Raw genomic sequence first — 20,837 nt, 5'->3', positions numbered from 1 at the left:
TGTATACCAATACATGAAACCATGACCACTCCTTTGCTCATCAGAACAATCTCCGATTATCACGCGCTGCGGGGACTTCCCAAGCCCAAACACCCACTCATCAGTGTGATTAATTTCGATGATCTGCGGGACACCTATGAAACAGGCGTACAAACGCTCCTGTTCGACTACTACTCTATCTCCATCAAAAGAGGCATGACCCACCGCTACCGGTACGGCCAGCAGGACTATGACTTCAATGAAGGGATTATGTTTTTCATGGCGCCCAGGCAGGTACTGAGAATTGAGGTGGACGAACACCATCAAACTCCCAGTGGCTGGATGTTGCTGATCCACCCGGATTTCCTTTGGAACACCCCACTAGCCGGCAATATCAAAAAATACGAATTCTTCGACTATGGCGTACATGAAGCCCTTTTTCTCTCCGAAGATGAAGAACTCAAAATCAATCAGATCATCGAAAATATCCGGCAGGAATATCATACCAACATCGATCAGTTCAGTCAAAACATTATTGTATCCCAGCTGGAAACACTGCTGAACTACGCCGATCGTTTCTATCGCCGCCAGTTTATCACCCGCAACAAAGCCAATCACCAGGTGCTGGAACAACTGGAAAAACTACTGGAGGAATATTTTAATAACGATGCTTTAATCAGTAAAGGATTACCGACTGTTCAATATATCTCCGACCAGCTACATGTGTCACCCACCTACCTGCGCAGCCTGCTGAAAATGCTGACCGGCCTGAATACCCAACAGCTGATCCATCAGAAGGTTATTGACAAAGCAAAGGAAAAGCTGAGCACGACGGATTTAACAGTCAGCGAAATTGCCTATGACCTGGGTTTTGAACATCCACAATCTTTTAATAAATTTTTTAAGCAGAAGACAAGTCTTACCCCGATGGAGTTTAAACAACAGTTTAGCTGACATAAAAAAACCAGGGTAGAAACCCTGGCTCCTTTATGAATCCACATCTTCGTTTTTACATTTTCACCACCTGCACCGTCTTTGTCTGATCTTCACCTTCCAGTCTCAGAATATAGGTCCCTGCCGGCAATGCGCTGATATCTTTATTGACCAGCCGCTCTCCTTTCGGAATATTCCACTGCCGGAGTATATTACCCCGTATATCCATCAGCGTTAGCAACCGATAGGATAAACCCTTTAAGTCTATTGTCAACCGGCCACTGGTCGGATTAGGATAAAACGCCGGATTTTTACCTTCTGTATCCACCACAGGATGCTGTGACTTATTCATCGTCATCATGGCCGGTGATGGATTGACCGCGCAATTATCCAGGCTGAACCAGTTGAATTTAAAGGTACCGGACAATACGTGCACACCGGTGTAACTCAGGGCCGGGAGCCGGATGGTATCGGTAATCGTTTTCCAGACACCACCGGTAGACGGAACACTGATAGTATCAAACTTAAAAGTGCTGTGGCCGATCCATATTTTAGCCGGTGCGGTAGACAGCACCCGGAAACTGATCGTATACCGCCCTGCTACCGGCACATTCAGGGTGCTGTAGGCAAACCAGTCGCCCGCCTTCAGGTTGGTAAAGTCCTGTCCGCCGCCGGTGTCGGTACAGGCTTCCAATACCGGTCCGGTAGCACGGTTGGATGCGCTTTCTGCTTCGTACTTATCATTAACGGAACAGGTATAGTCTAGCATCACAGTGACGGAAGCACTGAGGGTACCGCCACTGGCTGTTACCGTATAAGTGCCGGGGGTAACGCCCGCCGTGAAAACGCCGTTGGTATCGATGCTGTTTCCGCCGCCGGTGGTGGTCCAGACCGGCTTAAAGGGCAGCACATTATTTCGTTGGTCGTAGCCCGTGGCGGTAAATTGCTGCGATGCCCGCAGCGGCACTGTCACCGAATCAGGTGCGAGCTCAATACGCGTCAGCACCGGCGGCGTGGTTACATGCACCAGGGAGGTATCACGGACTGTCCCCACGGTGGCTATGACCAGGGCATCTCCGGCAGCGCTGCCGGTAAACAGCCCGTTGTTATCAACCGTACCACTACTACCCTGCACCGTCCACACCGGCGATATGGGGAATATGCTGCTATCGGCCCCATAGCCCGCTACAGTGAACTGCTGCGTTTGCCCGACAATCAAGGTAGCGCTGTCCGGTTTGAGCACCAGGCGTGACAACGGCAGGGAGTCCGCTCTTGCAATATTGAGCCAGTTGAAGTTCCAGCCGTCTTTATTGGAATTGATACGGATCGTTTGTTGGCCCTGTTCCAATCGTATAGGCGCCGAGGTGACCGTGATCCATTTCTGCCAGCCACCGCTGACAGGCAGGTTTACGGTTTGCAGGTTGACAGAATCCCGTTGTATCGTCAGGCTGCTGGCACTGGTAACGGCTACACGAAATTGTATCCGGTAGGTATCACTGCGTGGCACGTCAATATCGTATTCAAACCAGGTGTTGGTACCGATGTAACTTACGTCTACACCTCCGCCGATGTCTGAGCAGGGTTCTGTACTTCCGCCGTTGGTGTTGTCAAAACTCTCGGCCTGTATCTTCGCCGGCACCGGTTTGTAATTGGCGGTACGCAGGTTCACAAAGGCAACACCGGTTCGGGTGGTGGTATCTACAGTAGCCGTGGCCGTTACCTTACCGGAGCCGTTCAGGGTAGCGAGACCATTGGCCGTAATGGTATTACCGGCGCCGGTAATGCCCCATACCGGTGTGATCGTCATGGGACGGCCGTTCTGGTCCAGTGCCCTGGCGGTAAACTGTTGTTGTTTGCCAGGTAAAAAAGACAGGTCCGACGGCGATACCTTAATAGTATCCAGCACGGGGGTGCCGATACCTTTCTGGTAAATACGGGCATAGTCTACCTGCATGCTGTCCGGCCAGTCCGCATCTACGATGGCGCCACCCATCCCTCCGCCGATAGCCAGGTTCAGGATCAGGTGGAACTGCTGATCGAAAGGCCAGTCCTTCCAGTCCGTATGTGGGTTAGCGTAAGACAATACTTTGGCAGTATCATAATAAAAACGGATCGTATCCGGGGCCCACTCCATCCAATATACGTGATATGCGGTATCGGCATCCATTAGTTTTTTGCTGCCGGTGATACCGCCGCCGTTGGTCCAGTTGTGGTTTTGATTATGAATGGTAGCCATCACCGTGCCGAAGTTGTTGCCTACATGTTCCATCACATCCAGTTCCCCGCTTTTAGGCCAGGCGCCGTAAGCGCTTGTAGTAGGCATCAGCCAGATAGCCGGCCAGGAACCACGCGCACGGGGTAGTTTGGCCCTTACCTCTACTTTGCCATAACGGAAATCGAACTTGCCCTGGGTGATCAACCGGCCTGAAGACCAGGGCTCGGTGGTATTGCCGGTAGGATAATCTTTTTTGCCGGTGATGACCAGGCCGCCGTTTCTCACACGGGCGTTGTCATGGGTGATATCCGTATATACCTGTTGTTCGCCGTTGATCCAGGCTTTGGGGCGCGGGTCCACGGTCCATTTGCCGGCATCCGGCAGCCCGTCGGTATTAAATTCATCTGCAAATACCAGTACCCAATCAGGGTTCCCTTCAAACACTACATTTCCTTTTGCCGTGTAGGCAGTTACGTTAGTGGTGGTGAGTTCCTGTCCGGCAATATTGAGTTTGAGGGTCGTCCGGGAATAATTGGCTGGAGAATTGCCACTGAGCGTAATAAGGGCCGTAGTATCGTTTAGCCGTTGTACGTTACTGATGCCGACGCCTGCCGGCAAATTGGAAGCCGTCCAGTTGGCGGCAGTGAGCGTGGGTTTCAGAGTACCGCCACTTACCTGTGCGGTGAGTACCGCCCCGTTTTCATACCCCATGCGGATGGTGGTATCTTTCAATATAATAGCGGTGGGATTAGGTCCCTGTAAAAAATCGAAGTACAGGATACCGTTGGCTTTTTTACCGTCAATATACTGTATGGCGATGGTGTTAAAATCCGTGCGGGTTTTGACGCTTTGGAAATTGTAGGTGGCTTCTTCCCAGTGATTTACCCTGGAAGGTTTGAAGGTGAAGAAAACTGCCTTGCTGTAATTATTGCCTGGCTGCAGCTTAAACATGATCTCATCTAACGTGCTGGCATACACGAGCATTTTAAAGGTGCTGTTTACCGAAAGGTCGAAGGAGTCTTTCAGTTGAACGGAGGCGCTCATGTACTCGAAACAGCTGGTGTCTTTGGTAAATCTGGCAACCAGCGGGCTGGTGTTCAGGCCCGATGGATTGGGATTCGGAACGCCAAACTCCACTTTACCGGTAGTGGTATTACCGGCATAGTAGGTCCATTTGCCGGAGCAGGGCCCATGGCCTTCCATGTCGTCCAGCAGGAGATATTGTGCGTTCAGGGTGTTGCATAGCAGCATACACGGCCACCATAACAGCAACAGGAATTTCAGCGCAGACAGCCGCCTGCGTGTAACAGATTTTGGTTTGCCCGTTTTCATAACGTTTGGTTTTGTGGAGGGCCGGCGCGGTTTTCTCCCTGCGCCGGCCCGGGTTTATCATACCACACGGGGTCCTGGGTTCATCAGCGAATCATAAATTGGGATTGACCAGCGCATCAGCGCCGGGTATTGGCATCCAGTAATTGGCTTTGGTAATGGCGGCAGCAGGCTGCAGGTCGCCGGGGTCCTTGCCGGCATTGGCTGCTTCCACCTGTTCCAGTCTCACCAGGTCGAACCACCGGTTCCATTCACCGGCGAATTCCCAGGCGCGTTCATTGACAACAGCAGCCGCAAAATCGCCGCCTGACAAGCCATCCGGCAATGCAGGCAAACCAGCCCGCTGGCGCACGGCGTTGACTGCCGTATAGGCATCCGGGTTAGGCGTGCCGGCAGCGCGGGCCTGTGCTTCTGCATAAATCAGCAGCACATGGGCATAACGCATCATTATAACAGGGTTGTTGGACATATACACGGCTTTCTGACCTGACTGGATGGTGAATTTTTTATAATAGGGATGTTTGGTAGTAGTCTGCTGCCAGGGAATCACCGTACCGTCGCTCAGGGTGAAGGAAGTGCTGAAAGTAGCGTCCTTCCTGGGGCCTGCAGGGAAATTATTGAAGAATTTCAGCTCAGGAAAAAAATCACTCCAGCCGCCTTCATCTTCCGGCATGGTAGACAGGCCATAGAAGGAATTATAGGTAACCCAGTTGCCACGGGTAAAGAGGGTAAACACGTCTTCCACCGTACCACCGGCAAATATTTTCAGGTAACCGCCATTATACAGATCAAAGCCATAGACGCCTTTATTGTCGATCACCTCTTTGGCTTTGGCGGCTGCCTGGGCATATTTCGACGCGTTTTTCAGCGGCCATCCGGCTTCCGTGAGATAAACGTCCGCCAGCAATGCTTTAACAGATCCTTTGTTGGGCCTGCCGGAACTCCGCCGCCCATTGGGTACCCAGGCTTCTGCCTTCGTCAGATCATCTTCTATGATAGCATAGATCTCCGCAGGCTTGCTCTTCTTCAGTTTAAGATAATCCGGATTATACTTTTCCGATGGAATAACCGGCACCTCTCCCCACAACCTCGTCAGCCAGTAGTACGACAGCCCGCGCAGGAAATAGGCTTCCCCCACCATGGCATGAATGGTGTCTGTATTACCATCCAATACTTTGCTGTAATTGTTGATGATATTGGTAGTGGATTGTATGGTTTTGTAACAGCCCAGCCAGATAGGATTCATCCGGCTATTGAGCGATGATACATTGAAACGGTCATACTCCCGGAACTCTTCCTTATTAGAACCCGGATGGGTAGTGAGATCATCGCCGCCCATGGTCATCGCAATCTGCGAAACGGTGGTAAAGCCGCTGGTCCAGGGTACCAACAGACTGCCATAAGCCCCGGAAAGCACCGTTTCCAGGCCGGCCTGGCTGCTCACAGCATCATCGCCGGCTACCAGGCCTTGGGGACTTTCAGTCAGTTCTTTGCTGCAACCCGCTGCGAGCAACAGGCAAGTCAACAGATATATAGTGTATTTCATGTGAAATCGTTTATTCATAACGGTTATTGTTAAAAGCTCAGCGTAACGCCGCCGGTAATGGTCTTCGCATTCGGGTAGGCGCCAAAGTCAATACCCTGACGGATATCACCGCCGGATGAATTACTTTCCGGATCAATACCTGAGTAGCTGGTCCAGGTGACCAGGTTGGTAGCGCTCACAAAAATCTTCACCCCCAGGGTGTTCTTCATGGCCACTTTAGGCACATCATAAGCCAGGCTGACATTCTTCAGTCGCAGGAAATTACCTTTCTCCAGGAAACGGCTGCTCTGGGTGAAATTGCGGTTGGTAGTGCTGAAAGCCGGGATATCAGACGTTTCGTTTACGCCCGGAATATAACGGTCCTTGATTTCTGCCAGTGTAGCTTCACGGGCATCGCCACCGTAGTACATGGCAGCCGCTTTGTTGTAGTTCAGCCGGTCGAAGCCGAAAAGCCCCTGGAACAGCAGGTTCAGCGTAAAACGTTTATACGTTACCGTGTTATTCCAGCCAAGGGAAGTGGTGGGAATACCGGTACCAATCACATGGTAATCGTTCGCATCAATGGTACCGTTGTTGTCCACATCGAGGTAACGGGCATCGCCTGGTTTAGCGCCGTACTGGCTGGCTTTGGCATCGCCCGGTTTCCAGGTGCCCAGGTAGGTAAGTCCCCAGATAGCGCCCAGCGATTCCCCGGGCATAATCACAAACTCCGACTGTGGCGACATACCACCACCGATTTTGCGGGTATTGGGGTCAAAGATCCTGGTCTTGCCTTCGCCGAGGGAGATCACCCTGTTTTGTACAAAAGACACATTAAAGGCACTGTTCCAGCGTATAGCACGATCAATCACATCGCCTTCTACGGAAAATTCCCAGCCTTTATTTTGTACGGAGCCTACGTTCCGGGTAATAGCGTTACCACCGAGGTACATCGGCAGATTTTCCTGCAACAGCAGGTCCCTCGTATCTTTCACGAAATAATCCACGCCTATCGAGATCCTTCCTTTTAACAATCCGATATCGATGCCTGCATTTTTTTGTTCTGTCGTTTCCCATTTAAGGCCGGGATTGCCGATGTTGCCCATCACCAGTCCCACGATGTGGGAACTATTGTTGAAAGAGGCCGGTATATTGGAATAGGATGAAAGTGTACTATAGGAGCTGATAGCCTGGTTACCTGTCACGCCCCAGCTGCCGCGCAGTTTTAAATAATTGATAGCGGGTATCGCCTGCATAAAAGGTTCGTTACTCACCACCCATCCTGCCGACACAGAAGGGAAATAGCTGTATTTGTTACTGCCCTGGAATTTGGACGAGCCGTCACGGCGCAGCACCGCAGAGAGCAGGTATTTGTCGTTATAGGCATAGTTAGCCCTGCCTACCAGCGAAAACAGCGCCCACTTAGTGTAACCGGAACCGGGAGAACCAGGTGTTCCCAGGGCGAGGTTATTCCACTGGAAATTTTCATAGGTAAGATTGGATGCACCGGCAGAAGACCAGTTACTGGTGGACTGCTGGTATTCCGCTACCCCGGTGAAATCCAGGCTGTGTTTTTCGTTGAATACTTTATGGTAATTGAGGATATTGGTATTCTGCAGTACCATTTCCTTACTGTATCGTATGCTGGCGCTGGACACATTGTTATTGGTAATTTTTCCGCCAAAAGTTTTTTCTTCATACTGCAGATAGTTGGCGCCATATTGCAGGTTGTAGGTTAGTCCCGGCAGTATTTCAAATTTGAATCCACCGATCATATTGGCCAGCATTCTGTCTCTGACAGCGATCCTGTTCACCGTCAGCGCTACCGGGTTGTAGAACAGGGAGCCTACCGGATCACTAATCACAAAACTACCGTCCGGATTCCTCACCGGCGTAGTGGGCGCCCAGGTGATAGCCTGTGCCAGCGGGCTGCTGGGACCGTCGGCAGAGATATCGGTATTCTGCCCGGTACTGTAGGAACCGGTAATATTCAGGAAAGTGGAGATTTTGTTGGAGAGACTGGCGTTGATATTGGAACGCAGCGTGTAACGTTTATAGAATGAATTGTTGATGACACCGTCCTGGTTAAGATAGTTACCGGAAATAAAATAACCACTTTTATCATTGCCCCCGGAGAGGCTGAGCAGGTATTCCTGTGAGGGCGCCGCGCGGAAAATCTCGTCCTGCCAGTTGGTACCGCCTTTAGCGCGATAATCTGCGATCTGTGCATCGGTGAATTTAGGCGGTGTACCTACCGCTACGGCATGCGCATTGGCTGTTTCTGCAAAGTCCGCAGCATTGAGCAGGTCCAGTTTTTTGATCACCGTGGAAGAAGAAAGCCGGGTAGTAAAGTTTACTTTCAGTCCGCCTTTACCACCTTTTTTAGTAGTGATGAGGATAACGCCGTTGGCGCCCCGGCTACCATACAACGCAGTGGCAGCAGCGTCTTTCAGCACCTGTATAGATGCAATATCATCCGGGTTGATGGCGAAGAACTCCGCTCCTACAAAGCCGTCCACAATATACAGCGGTTCGTTGCTGCCATTGATGGAGTTGGAACCACGGATACGGATACGTACACTACCACCGGGAGAACCGGCTGCATTGGTCACCTGCACGCCGCTTACCCGTCCTTGCAGCACCTGGTCCAGGCGGTTTACCGGCGCATCCTTAAAATCTTTGGCGGTGATGGAAGAAATAGCGTTGGTCAGCGTACCTCTTTTTTGTTCGCCATAACCTACTACTACCAGTTCATTGATATTGGAAGCGGAAGCCTGCAGCGTGATGGACAACGTTTTCCGACCATTCAGCGGCACCTCTGTTTTATCGTAGCCCAGGGAAGATATTACCAACACGGCCTGACTATCCGGCGCCGTGAGGACAAATTCACCGGCTTCGTTGGTCACTACTCCTTTGGCGGTACCTTTCACCTGGATGGCGGCGCCCGGGATGGGTTCGTTTTTTTCGTTGGTCACCTTTCCTTTTACTTGCTGTGCCTGCGGGATAGATGTTTCCTCCGTAACGGCCTTCCGTTTCACGATGATCACGTTATCGGATATACTGTAAGTGAGCGGCTGGCCATGGAAGCAGGTTTCCAGCGCCTCCTGCAGGGAGGCGTTTTTGAGTTGCAGGCTGACTTTCTTCCCCTGGAGCATCTGCTCATCAGTATACAGAAAAGTATAACCCGTCTGTTTCCGGATCTCCTGCAAGATCTTATCCAGCGGGGCGTTCCGCTGGGAGATCGTCACTGTCTGAGAATACCCTGCTGCGTGTACCTGCAACAGGGCAACGGTCATCAGTAGCACCGTTAATTTCATCATCAGTAAAATTTTTTTCGATAATCGTGGAAATTTTTTGTCCCGGGCAGCACGAGGTCGCCTGCTTTGGGAAAAAAGCATCAATTGCATACATTTGTATGGTTTGGGTAAATAATGAATAATTGCCGCAAGCGATTGTACATACAAACCCAGGCTTCACCGGGAGTGGTACGAACACTCCCGGTTTTTTTAGGCTTGTATGGGTAAAGGGATAGCTTTAAGGACCCATAAGTATCAGTTTTTACGTAGCTTAATATCAGGGCGATACGATGATTTGCCGGCCACTGATCTCGAAATGCACCTCTCCTGTCATCTCCAGTATTTTTAACACCTGCGATACCGGCACGTTCCGGGGAATGATACCACGAAAGTGAGCGGGGACGGGCGATTTAAAGACCACGTCCACATTATACCAGCGGGATATCATACGCATGACGGAAGCAATATCATTACCTTCCAGTTGCAGGTAACCATTTTTCCAGGCCACCGCTTCTTCTGTATTTACATGTGGTTGCAGTGCCAGCAGGTTTTGTCGTTTATCCAGATAAGCTCCTTGTCCGGGCGCCAGCTGTTGACTTTTACCATGACTGTTGACTTTCACGGCTCCTTCCAGCAGGGTGGTTTTCACCATGTTTTCATCAGTATAGGCCATGATATTGAATTGGGTGCCCAGTACCGCCACTTCCAGGCTATCCTTGCCGGTATGCACAGCCACTTTAAACGGCGTAGCCGCTTGTTGGGCAACGTCGAAGTAGGCTTCCCCGGTGAGTTCCACCTGTCTGGTGGCGCCTTTAAAGGCTACGGGGTATTTCAGCGAGCTGGCGGCGTTTAACCACACTTTGGTACCGTCCGGAAGAGTGACCTGGAACTGCCCTCCCCTGGGGGTGCGCAGGGTGTTATATTGCACCATTGTCCCTGGTTCCGCGCCGGCAGCGGAGTATATCAGTTGTCCGCCGGCTGGTTGGGTGATATGGGTATTCCCCTGTTGGGTTAAAGCGCCGCTGGCGGTGCTGTCCAGCGATATGGTGCTGCCATCGGCCAGGATCAGCACGGCTTTGTTACCGCCGGGGGCTACATCCTGTTTAACAGGCGCCGAAGCGATGATCTCCGGGCGACGGGCAGCTGGTTTCAGGAGCCAATACGCGCCCACTGCCAGCAGTAATACCGCAGCGGCAGCAGCCGGCAGCCAGCGCCGGCGGGATGAACGGATCGGAATCACCGTATCTCCGGCCATCTCCGGTTTATCGGCAGTCAGAATCTTCCCGGCAATCCCGTCCCAATAAGCGGCGTCATAACCGGCAGTTGCATTGTCTGGCAGTTCCTGCAACAGCAACGTTTCCACCTGACGGGTGATGGTGCCGCTGTGATCCTCCCGGATCAGCGCCAACAGCTCTTCCATCTCCGAATCGGAAGCAACGTGCTGCAAAGCCTGCCGCAGCAGGTAGGTAAGGCGGTCTTGTGTTGACAAATTCAGATTGTTTTGACAGTTTAACGTGGTGATGTTGGTCTATTCTTCAAACGTGAAATCCCCCTTCTGATAAACAGACGCGCAAACCGGGATTTAGGACCTATGGAAAGAAAAAAATTTTTTTACACCCTTAACAGCCACAAAACAAGCAGCGGAAAAAGCAGTCCCGCCTGCTCCAAATGCTGGCGGATGGCGTGTAAAGAGCGTACCAGGGAGTTTTTGACCGTGTTGGGCGACAGGGAGAGCTGCGCCGCGATCTCGGGTATTTTCAGTCCCTGTTCCCGGCTCAGCAGATATATACGTTTAGCCTGCGGGGGTAGTTGCTGCACCGCAACGCCTACCTGTTCTTTCATAAAAGCATAGGCCATGTCTTCCTCCGGGCTAAAAACCGGTTCCACCGGGGTGAGCGCGGCCATGGCCTTATTATGCACAGCCTGCTTACGCAGGTAAGTGAAACATTGGTAAAAAACGATGCGCAGCAGCCAGGAGCGCGGCTGTTCTATCTCTTTTAATTTATCCCTGCTGATCCATAAACGGAGAAATGTTTCCTGGATAATGTCTTCCGTTACCGCCGCCGTTTTGGTGATACGGAGCACCAGCGCGCGAAACTGAGGCGTATAGATGTGAAAAAGCCGCCGGAAGGCCGCTTCATCGCCTTCGGAAATCAATTGAAAAAGTTCCTTGTTGTCATGTAAATACGCATCCATGCCGACCGCCTTGCTGCTAAAGTAGCAAAATAATTGATAGTTGTTGCCCGGAAGCAGAAAGGGACGCCCGGTTTTGAAACTTATATTTTCCTTTTATCTTACCGGCCGAAAAAGATACACGCGAAATTTTTTTTATGAAGATATATTTTAATGCGGCGCTTCTCGCAGGGATATTATCTGCCTGTAGCAGCAATAAAAACATCACCCAACAACATCCCGCCACGGTGCAAGCCTGGATCAGCAGCGGCGACCAGCAGTATTTGCTGAAAGAACAAACCGCCCTCCATTTCTCCGTTGATAACGCCAACGCTTATACGACAATTACAGTAGACCCCACCCAAACTTTCCAGGAGGTGGAAGGCTTCGGCTACACCCTTACCGGTGGCAGCGCACAGCTGATCAACGCCATGGAACCTGCCGCCAAAAAAGCATTGCTGCAGGAACTGTTCGGCACCGGAAGCCAACAGCTGGCAGTCAGTTATCTGCGCATCAGCATCGGTGCTTCTGATTTGAATGCGACTGTTTTTTCCTATGATGACATACCTGCCGGTAAAACAGATACCTCGCTGGCACATTTTTCCCTGGCCCCCGATATGGCCACAGGCACAGGATTGATACCACTGCTAAAAGAAATACTAAGCATTCATCCGAAAATAAAAATACTGGCTACGCCCTGGAGCCCTCCTGCCTGGATGAAAAGTAACGACTCCACCAAAGGCGGTACACTTCTCCCGAAATACTATCCGGTATACGCGCAATACTTTGTAAAATATATCCGGGAAATGAATGCAGCAGGGATTCCTGTCGATGCTGTCACGCCGCAGAATGAGCCTTTGCATCCCGGCAACAATCCCAGTCTGCTGATGGTCGCCGAAGCCCAACGGGATTTTATCCGCGATCACCTGGGACCGGCATTCGCCGCCGCCCGCATCCGCACAAAAATTATTGTATACGATCATAACTGCGACCGGCCGGATTATCCGCTGACCATACTGGCCGATAAAGCAGCCGCCCAATACGTTCATGGCAGTGCTTTCCACCTCTATGCAGGCGATATCAGCGCACTCAGTACCGTACACCAGGCCGCACCGGATAAAGCCATCTACTTCACCGAACAATGGACCGGCTCCAATGAAAAGTTTGACAACAATCTTCGCTGGCATCTTAAAAATGTGATCATCGGCGCTATGCGCAATTATAGCCGTACAGCGCTGGAATGGAACCTCGCCAACGATCCGCATTACAAGCCGCATACACCCGGCGGCTGTACCATGTGCCGCGGCGCCCTGACCATCGACGGTAATCATATCACGCGTAACGTTGCCTATTATATCATTGGTCATGCTTCCCGGTTTGTACCCGCAGGCGCTGTCCGAATCGGCAGCAACAACGAAGGCAACTTTCACAGCGTAGCCTTTAAAAGGCCTGATGGGCGCAAAGTGCTGATTGTATTAAATGACAGTAATGCCGAAGCCTCTTTTAACCTGCGTTGCGAAGGGAAACAGACAGTCGCCGTGTTGCCGGCTGCCGGCGTAGGGACTTATGTCTTCTAAAACGTTATATTAGGGTATGACTATCTTCATTACCGGCGCCAGCGGCGCAACAGGGAAACTACTGGTAGAACGGCTCATACAGGCAGGGCACCAGGTTAAAATTATCGTGCGGCCTGGCAGTAATATTCCTGATACCTGGAACAATCATGACAAGATAACCGTTATCAGGGCCGTTATTTCAGAGATGAATACAGACCAGCTGGCAGCGGTACTTGCAGACTGTCAGGCGGTGGCTTCCTGCCTGGGACATACCCCCAACCTGAAAGGTATTTACGGTAAACCACGAAAACTGGTGACCAATGCGGTAGCATTGTTATGCAATGCGATATTGAATAGCGCATCCGGAAAGCCGGTTAAGTTTGTGCTGATGAATACAGCCGGCAATAGCAACAGGGATCTGAAAGAACCCGTTTCATGGACGCAGAAAATAGTAATATCCCTGGTGCGTTTACTGGTACCTCCCCATGCCGATAATGAAAACGCAGCCGATTATCTACGGGTAAAAATCGGACAGCAGCATCCGGCTATTGAATGGGTAGCCGTTCGGCCGGATACTTTAACGGATGCAGCCCATACTACCGCCTACAGCATACGTGTGTCTCCTCCGCGCAATGCACTCTTTCAACCGGGCAAAACCAGCCGGATCAATGTTGCTCATTTTATGGCACAGTTGATAACGGATGAAGAACAATGGAACCGCTGGAAAGGGCAAATGCCGGTGATTTATAATGAAAACGTATAGTCGTTATGTGATTTTTCGTGTAATCGTTACAGATATCAATCCTGTCTTCCCGAATATTCATCTCCTATATATGCATTCCTATTCGAATGCATATATATGAACTGTCTTGTCGCTATCCTGGACAAACAGATACCGGTCATTGACCTCCGGCATATTTATCTGAAAAGCTTTTGTTTCAACCAGGAACAACTGCTCTACTTCAAAGGTATCCAGGTTGATAATTCCTATTTGTTTTTTACGGGGCTCGCAGAAATACAGTTTATTTTTTACAACCTTAAAGGCATTATAGACAGACACATCGTCCGGCAGCTGACCCGACAGGTCTATCAAATCTTTAGGCTCTCCTGTACCGGCATCCAGCAGTTGTATTTTTCTACCGCGCATGTACACGATATCATTACCATAAAACTGAACGTTTCCGCCGCCGTACAGCGCCGACCGCCGCTGCCAAACAATCTCCCCATTATCTCCATTCAAGGCTATATATTGCCTTCCCTTTGCATTTTCCTCCTCATTACAGCTGGCAAACAGGATCAACATATTATTCTTCACCGCAAAATCACCCGTAATATATCCTTCTTCCCACCTTTCTTCTTTTTCATCATAATACCGGCCTGTTTCACGGGCATCGAACTTCCACAAATCTTTTCCGGTATGAATATCAAAAACCACAAATTCCTTTTCCATGGTGGCTATTTCAAGCCAGAAAAAGATGTTTCCTACTGTACTCAGCAACTTGTCATTGACAATATTCAATATTTCGTGACCATCTTTAAAAATGATGTGCCGTCTTACCTCTTCTTCCTCGTCTATCTCCTCCAAACAAAGAATATATTCACCTCTTTTATATATGGATGTTGCATTGTAAGCGAAGATTTCCTGCAACCGGTCATCTTCTTTTACTTCAAAAAGTTTCTTGTCGATGTTTACATAGATCCCACTATCATCCACTTCAACATCAATATCTTCTCCGCCTGCCAACCGTTTTTTATCCTGCAGCACACTATATACAAACAACCCATCCTGTTGAATATAATATACCTTTTCACCCGATAAATAATAGGAACTAATATTTTTTAACTGATCAACGAGCTGCATAAATTATTTTATTTGAAAAATATCATTAAAGTTTTGATCCAGCATCTTTAAAAAAGCTGCCTTCGTGAGTTTGTTTTTACCTTTTGAAAATTTCTTCAACACTTCTGCTGAATAGTCAATATTCTTCAACGCGTCCGTCATCTGGCTTTTAAACGCAGCGGCGTCTATACCTCCCATGTCCAGCTTATCCTTATCAAACCACCATTTAATATCTTCTTTCAGATTATTGATTTCACTATTCTCCAGGTCATGCAGGAACTGTCTGGCAAAGTCAGTCGGCGGCAACGTTTGATATGATTTTAATTCATAGAAGATAACGGCTCTGCCATCATCAAATATCACATCATATCGCCTGAACACGCCATCCGGCACTTCAAATCTAATATGCGCAGCCGGGAATTCTGTCCTGTATCTCCTTAACGTAGTTAACACCCAGTTGGCTCCATCAGCGCTTCCATAGGAACTTTTCTGAAGGGCTGTCACGATCTGTTCAAATCCGCTACAACGCATATAGTCCCCAAAGTGGTCCAGATCTGCCAAAAACTCCCCTATCGCGGTGGCCCTTTTCTTTAGGGTTCCGTTAGTCAGGATAATCGTCTTCAGCTCTGCGGGGGATACGAACCCTTTGCTTAGAATGCTTTCAGCGGTCATTAAATGCGCCAGGTCAGCCCGGGCTTTTTTAGAGCTCTGCAATACCCGCCAGCTGTCGAGGCTTAACTCTCCGTTATCAAACTTAGTTAAAATATTCGTTTTGCCGTTGAGCTGTTCAGCAAACTTATCAAATTCGGCAGCCTGGGTAAACCGGCTACGCAACCTCGCCAATATCTGACAGGTATTGTGTACCACGATAGCCTGCGTTCCCACACAATAGTTATGGGTGCCGGACACCTCCATGTTATACACGGTAACGGTGGTATCTAATGGCAAGACAGCCAGCACCTTTAGCTTGTTGTTATCTGCCAGCCTGATCTCCCTGCCGGGGTAAAGCAAGGCGGCGCTCTGCCAGCCATCTTCGGTCAGGAACGGGTGTTCCGGCGTAGAAAACAGTGTATCCTTTCCGGCTATGATCCGTATAAGGCGGGAAGCTTGTCTGCGGAAAGTATGCAGTACCGGTTGCCATACAGTATCTTTCCTGTTGGTATCCAGACTCAGTACCTGGTCTGTTTCGTTCACCTGCTCAATAGGTTTTAACCCATTTCGTGTATGCACCGGCGTGCCCGCTACAAAACACGCGCCGCGTATGCAAACGATACTGCCATCTGCCTGTTGAATCACCAACAGGTCTTCCGTTACTTCACCGGCGTTTTCGGCCGACCGGAAATGGGCACCCTCCACGATATCCAGCACCTTACTGTTCTCACCCACTACTTCCGCGGTTTTATCAACTACCAGGGAGCCGTCTGCCAGCGTATGGGCCATAGCCTCATTTTTGTTGTCCAGAAAACGGATAATACCGTTTTTGCTTTCCTGTTTCAGGAAAGAGACATTCTTAAACCTTTCAATGGTCTGGGCAAACGCTTTATTCAACGTATTTTTCAGGCTGGCGTACCATGCTTTGCCATAACCCGCGGCTTCGCCGGCCTGCTCCAGTTCCCTGGAGAATTGTTTCATCTCATTCACTACTGCCGGCTGGCTCTCAGCCATACTCGCCAATGCCGGTTCTGCACGATAGTAACTTTCCAGGAACTCCGCTGCTTCCTGTTTGGCCACACGGGCTAACTGCGCATTTTTAATGGTAGCTCCAATGTTGGTCAACTGTAATAAGGCGGTGATGGCCTGGTATTTTTTTATCATGATAGCCAGATCGCTGCCTGGGGTTACAACGTCCGTATTCAATGCCAGATTAGCTACCGCGCCCACCTGGGCGCTGATTTCAATACCCCGGTAAATATAGTTGGCGACTTTTCCCAGGTAAACCACCTTGCTCACCGGTATGGCCAGCGTAAGTACATCGAGCCCCATCTCAATACCCTTCCCGATATCCTGGTTCATCTTTTTATCCTGCGCATATTGCAACACGATGGCAGGCACAAATTGTTCCCTGATGTCCTCGCCCTTTTTAGCCACCGGGCCCGCCACATCAGCCAGCAGGTTCAGGTCCGAACGATTGGTAAACGATACCAGGTCAAACGGCTGTAATGTTACCGGTCCTTCTTTTTCCCATACCGGGTCTTCATAACTGATGCTCGCCGTAACACCAGGAGCGCCATCCACCCGGCTGGATGCTGTTTTGGTGACATAGTGCGTGAGTTGTTCCTTGGACAGTACCAGTGAACCATCTTTCGCATTCACCGTCACATCATAACGGTTGGTCCCTACGGGCATGCGCGACACCAGCGCTAACGCATAACTGCGGTCCCAGATGATCTTACGTTTTTCAACGTCGGAACTGGTATAATACGCCTCCAGGGCATTGGCCAGGGCCGGCGACTTCATCGTCAGCCTGGTAAAGGCCTGCATCAACCGCTGATAATTGTTCTTACCCCACCATAGTACCTCGTCCTCCGTGTTATAGATGATGCTCTGCATCAGGCACCAGCCTATTTTAGGATTCGGCAGCGGAGCGCCATCCGGTCCGGGATAGGTGGGTGGTACTTTATCATTCAGCTTCTGCATGCTGGCAAGCAGGTCTGTGATCTGATCCGCCGGTGTGGCCTCCAGCAGCTGATTAATCATTGTCTCCCTGCGATCGGGTATATCTTCACCGGACAATACTTTCAGGGAATGTACCCGCTCCTCCAGCGATAACCCAATGTAATTAGCAGGGTCTATCGGTTTCAACAAACCCTCCATTTCAAAAGCGTTGTTTACCTGCAATATTTTGCCCCTTACATCCGCCAGCTGTATATATTCACGGTTATTACCGCCTATGCCGGCAATAAAAGTGCCCATAAACTGCTCGCCGCTTTGGTACGCTATGCCGGCAATGTAATTGCCCAGGAGCTTCTGATAGGAATCTGCATCCGTCGGTTGTTGTATGTTATGATGCGGGTAATACACCACGATTTCCCGGGCCGATTTTGAGTTGAAAAAAGTCCTGAACTTTAAAAACCCGCAGAATAAGGTGGTGACTGCACCCTGCTCTTTCAGGAAAGGCCCGGTAATATCCTTTATTACGGTCTCTGCTTCTGCCTGTGCCTGATGGGCGGCCTTGTTGTTAGCATCCTCTTCAAACACCCGGCCGGCAAAAAGATCCTCCAGAGTTGTTTTCGGCGGTACCTCCCGGTCAAAATACATCGGCACAAAATCTAACAGCAACAGGTAGGTTTTAATTTTGTTGCCCGGCTCTTCATTCAGCCGGCGCAACCGCGCATTAAGCGTATCCAGTTTCGTTATATCCTTTACCAACAGCTCACGGCCTTTTAGTTCACCTTCCGCCAACTGTTTCAACTCCCGCTGCTTGATAAATTCCCTTTCCGGCGGCGCATCTGCCGTGACGATATTGAGCACATACTCATTCCGCTCTGCATGCCCTTCCTGCTCATTACGCTGATTCTGCGCCTGCAATTGCCGGAACTGCTCACGCCCCCTGGCGATAATGTTGGCCAATACACTATCCCTGTTCTCTGCTACCGCTGTATGCATCCACAGCAGCAGCACCGGCAGTATCAAATATTTATAGAAAGTCTTCATCATCTGCTTACATTATTTGTCCAGTAATTGGATTAATAACTCATCGAGCTTTTCTTTCAGGGTTGTTATCATGGCGGTATCGTTCACCCCCGCCGCTCTTTGTTCATTGATAAAAGTGATCACACCCTTGCCGTTTACCTTAAACATGGTTGTAAACAAGCTGTAATACTGCTTTCCGGTGATGTCCCTGTCGAGGATGTTAACCGCGGTTGTTTTACCCACACCGATTTCAGCCTGACGGGCAGCACGTCCCAGGCGGGTAAAATCACTGTTGTCAGTATCCGTCAACGTTAGTTTACCGGTGGCTACGATGATGGCAGCGCCGGAAGTACCTGCACCTGTAGCGGGGGTACTGCTGCTACCCAGCTCTTTCCTTGCCCGTGCCGCATATTCATCAAATGCCTTCTTTTTCTCTGCGGCTGCCTGTTTCAGCGCATCCCGCTGCTGATCATAATCTTTCTTCAGCGCTTTCACGGCTTTCACCAGCAAATCGGCGACCCCTTTTACAAATGTTTCCTTCTCTTTGATGGCCGTATCTACCTCTTTCTTCGCCTGTTCAAATTTCTCTTTGGCTGTTTCCATTTCTTTTTTGGCCCTGGCTTTTTCTTCCGGGGTCTGTGCTTCTTCATAGGCTTTCTTCGCCTTATCATACTCCTGCTTGGCGCTCTCCAGGTTCTGCGCGGCGTTTTGCAATTTTTCTTTCAGCTCCTTTGGCAGCTCTTCTTCCGCCTGCCGGCGGATTTCATCCGCCATTTGTTTGATGGCCTGGTAATCCTTGTCAATACTCATTTTGGCCAGGTCGTTGACCACAGTGGCCAGATCGCTGAAAGCGTCTTTTACCTCTCCGACGTTTACTATCTGCCCTTCTGTAGGATCATAGGTGGTTTCTATCACACCCTTGATCAATTGCCCGTCGGTATTAACGCTGATATTGGCAAAACGCACCTTCAGCCGGTTATACCCCAGGAATGGCACCGTCACGTAACCGGCGCCGGTCAACGAACTGCCATTGCCGCTCACTTCCATCAGCTTCACCGGGAAGCCGCCAGCCATAATGGTTTCACCTACGGTCAACTGCTCAGCGGGTTTCCGGTTTTCAATTTTTATATCCGGTAATACCTGGCATTTACCACCTTTCGCGATGTCTGTAGGCGGAACGGTGAATCCACGGAGGTCACCGGCTGTTTTTACACCCGGCATACAATAACAGCTGACACGGTATTCATAATTTTTACCGGGAGAAACATCGTATAACATCGCCCTGGGCTCGGTGACTTTCGTGGAGAACCATTTTCCTTTTTCTGCCAGCCGGTATTCTACCAGGTATTCAAAAACACGGGGATCATTTTCCCATACCAGGCTCACACGGCCGCTTTCGATGGTGGCCGCTACCTGCTGCGGCGGGTTACAATTGTCCTGCACTTCAAATACCTGTATGTTGGAATAACCATTATTCACAAACAACACCGGGTCTTCTGCACCTTCCTTCCATACGGCCTGCACCTGCCAGGCGTATTTGTATCCGGGGTCCAGCTGGCGCGACAGCGCGTCCAGCCGGAAGGTGGTGCCCTGCGATATTTCCTCCTGTATAAAAGGCGGAGAACTCATAAAAGCGGCTTCCGGACTGATACCGGTATCCGTAATCTTCACCACCCGCAGGATATATTTCGTGTTGATCATCGCGAAAGGCACGCTCAGATGCCGGGGCGTCCAGTTGAAAGTAACAGACTGCGGCTGCCGGTAAGGCAACACGTCCTTATCCATCGGGAAATTCAACAGTGGCGCATCTGCCCGCCCCACGAAGGCGCTGTAAGAACAACAGTCTGTATTAAACGAGTTGGACACAACGGGCGCCGACAACGCCGCACCGGTATAGGCATGTACAACCTGGAAACAGAACTGGTAATAATCATCAGGCAGGGTGCCGGGCTGCTGCGGATTCATACTACGCAAAGGAAGCCCTGCGAAATAAACACCCAGGTCCTGCTCCCCTTCCAGGCGCAGGGGCATTCCCCTGTCCAGATGGAGAATCGGCTCCGTACCTCGCATGTTGCTCACCCACTGATTATTACCACTGCGAACAACCAGCTGTAGTTTCACATCCAGCACTGGTTGCTGCAGGTCGGTATTCAGCAGGGTGACACTCATCTTTGGCCGGCTGCCGGTATAAAAGGCAGACAGCACCACGCTGAGCGGCTCCCTGATAGCTACCTGTACCCGCACGGGGTAAGTCTGGCTGTACAATCGGTGCGCTGTCAGCTGTAACAACAGCACTGTCAGCAGCACATACAATAACTTTACATGTTTCATAAAACAAATTCCCTTATTCCCGTATACC

General features: G+C 50.3%; 11 protein-coding genes. 3 read left to right on the top strand and 8 right to left on the bottom strand.

The window, feature by feature from the left end; genetic code table 11:
* Nucleotides 1-21: 21 nt before the first annotated feature.
* The gene (locus ICL07_RS20545; RefSeq protein WP_188089924.1) at nt 22-933 is read left to right on the top strand and encodes a helix-turn-helix domain-containing protein; all 912 of its coding nucleotides are present in this window, start codon (nt 22-24) and stop codon (nt 931-933) included.
* A 55-nt stretch (nt 934-988) separates the two neighbouring features.
* Here ICL07_RS20545 and ICL07_RS20540 read toward each other — a convergent pair whose 3' ends face one another.
* From ICL07_RS20540 to ICL07_RS20520, 5 genes are all read right to left on the bottom strand, one after another.
* Complete coding sequence (locus ICL07_RS20540) at nt 989-4,459, bottom strand: carbohydrate-binding protein (protein ID WP_188089923.1); 3,471 nt, start codon at nt 4,457-4,459, stop codon at nt 989-991.
* A gap of 91 nt (nt 4,460-4,550) precedes the next feature.
* A complete protein-coding gene (locus tag ICL07_RS20535) occupies nt 4,551-6,002 on the bottom strand; it encodes a RagB/SusD family nutrient uptake outer membrane protein (RefSeq protein ID WP_188089922.1) in 1,452 nt (483 codons plus the stop codon).
* A 29-nt stretch (nt 6,003-6,031) separates the two neighbouring features.
* The gene (locus ICL07_RS20530; protein ID WP_188089921.1) at nt 6,032-9,301 is read right to left on the bottom strand and encodes a TonB-dependent receptor; all 3,270 of its coding nucleotides are present in this window, start codon (nt 9,299-9,301) and stop codon (nt 6,032-6,034) included.
* Between the two features lie 253 nt (nt 9,302-9,554).
* Nucleotides 9,555-10,766 (bottom strand): FecR family protein, encoded by a 1,212-nt coding sequence (locus ICL07_RS20525; RefSeq protein WP_188089920.1) that lies wholly within the window; start codon nt 10,764-10,766, stop codon nt 9,555-9,557.
* Nucleotides 10,767-10,888: 122 nt separating this feature from the next.
* On the bottom strand, nt 10,889-11,473 hold the full coding sequence (locus ICL07_RS20520; protein ID WP_188089919.1) for an RNA polymerase sigma factor: 585 nt from the start codon (nt 11,471-11,473) through the stop codon (nt 10,889-10,891).
* Between the two features lie 134 nt (nt 11,474-11,607).
* On the opposite strand from ICL07_RS20520, the gene ICL07_RS20515 reads away from it, so the two are divergent.
* Both ICL07_RS20515 and ICL07_RS20510 read left to right on the top strand, forming a co-directional pair.
* Complete coding sequence (locus ICL07_RS20515; protein ID WP_188089918.1) at nt 11,608-13,026, top strand: glycoside hydrolase family 30 protein; 1,419 nt, start codon at nt 11,608-11,610, stop codon at nt 13,024-13,026.
* Nucleotides 13,027-13,042: 16 nt separating this feature from the next.
* Nucleotides 13,043-13,768: an NAD(P)-dependent oxidoreductase gene (locus ICL07_RS20510; protein WP_188089917.1), complete on the top strand. Its 726-nt coding sequence runs from the start codon at nt 13,043-13,045 to the stop codon at nt 13,766-13,768.
* Between the two features lie 78 nt (nt 13,769-13,846).
* On the opposite strand, the gene ICL07_RS20505 is transcribed toward ICL07_RS20510, so the two are convergent.
* Genes ICL07_RS20505 through ICL07_RS20495 form a run of 3 tightly spaced genes read right to left on the bottom strand, consistent with a single transcriptional unit; the run spans nt 13,847 to nt 20,809 of the window.
* The gene (locus ICL07_RS20505) at nt 13,847-14,866 is read right to left on the bottom strand and encodes a PQQ-binding-like beta-propeller repeat protein (protein ID WP_188089916.1); all 1,020 of its coding nucleotides are present in this window, start codon (nt 14,864-14,866) and stop codon (nt 13,847-13,849) included.
* A gap of 3 nt (nt 14,867-14,869) precedes the next feature.
* Nucleotides 14,870-18,502 (bottom strand): Hint domain-containing protein, encoded by a 3,633-nt coding sequence (locus ICL07_RS20500; RefSeq protein WP_188089915.1) that lies wholly within the window; start codon nt 18,500-18,502, stop codon nt 14,870-14,872.
* 9 nt (nt 18,503-18,511) lie between these two features.
* On the bottom strand, nt 18,512-20,809 hold the full coding sequence (locus tag ICL07_RS20495) for a fibronectin type III domain-containing protein (RefSeq protein ID WP_188089914.1): 2,298 nt from the start codon (nt 20,807-20,809) through the stop codon (nt 18,512-18,514).
* Between the last annotated feature and the right edge of the window lie 28 nt (nt 20,810-20,837).

This window comes from Chitinophaga qingshengii (assembly GCF_014529935.1).
Classification (GTDB): Bacteria; Bacteroidota; Bacteroidia; order Chitinophagales; family Chitinophagaceae; genus Chitinophaga; species Chitinophaga qingshengii.
The sequence above is the reverse complement of the archived record's forward strand: the minus strand, read 5'-3'. Positions and strand labels throughout refer to the sequence as shown.

Bases quoted from the DNA above. Each gene is read 5' to 3' on its own strand.
- ICL07_RS20545 (WP_188089924.1), top strand. From the start codon at position 22: ATGACCACTCCTTTGCTCATCAGAACAATCTCCGATTATCACGCGCTG.
- ICL07_RS20540 (WP_188089923.1), bottom strand. From the start codon at position 4,459: ATGAAAACGGGCAAACCAAAATCTGTTACACGCAGGCGGCTGTCTGCG.
- ICL07_RS20535 (WP_188089922.1), bottom strand. From the start codon at position 6,002: ATGAAATACACTATATATCTGTTGACTTGCCTGTTGCTCGCAGCGGGT.
- ICL07_RS20530 (WP_188089921.1), bottom strand. From the start codon at position 9,301: ATGATGAAATTAACGGTGCTACTGATGACCGTTGCCCTGTTGCAGGTA.
- ICL07_RS20520 (WP_188089919.1), bottom strand. From the start codon at position 11,473: ATGGATGCGTATTTACATGACAACAAGGAACTTTTTCAATTGATTTCC.
- ICL07_RS20515 (WP_188089918.1), top strand. From the start codon at position 11,608: ATGAAGATATATTTTAATGCGGCGCTTCTCGCAGGGATATTATCTGCC.
- ICL07_RS20510 (WP_188089917.1), top strand. From the start codon at position 13,043: ATGACTATCTTCATTACCGGCGCCAGCGGCGCAACAGGGAAACTACTG.
- ICL07_RS20505 (WP_188089916.1), bottom strand. From the start codon at position 14,866: ATGCAGCTCGTTGATCAGTTAAAAAATATTAGTTCCTATTATTTATCG.
- ICL07_RS20500 (WP_188089915.1), bottom strand. From the start codon at position 18,502: ATGATGAAGACTTTCTATAAATATTTGATACTGCCGGTGCTGCTGCTG.
- ICL07_RS20495 (WP_188089914.1), bottom strand. From the start codon at position 20,809: ATGAAACATGTAAAGTTATTGTATGTGCTGCTGACAGTGCTGTTGTTA.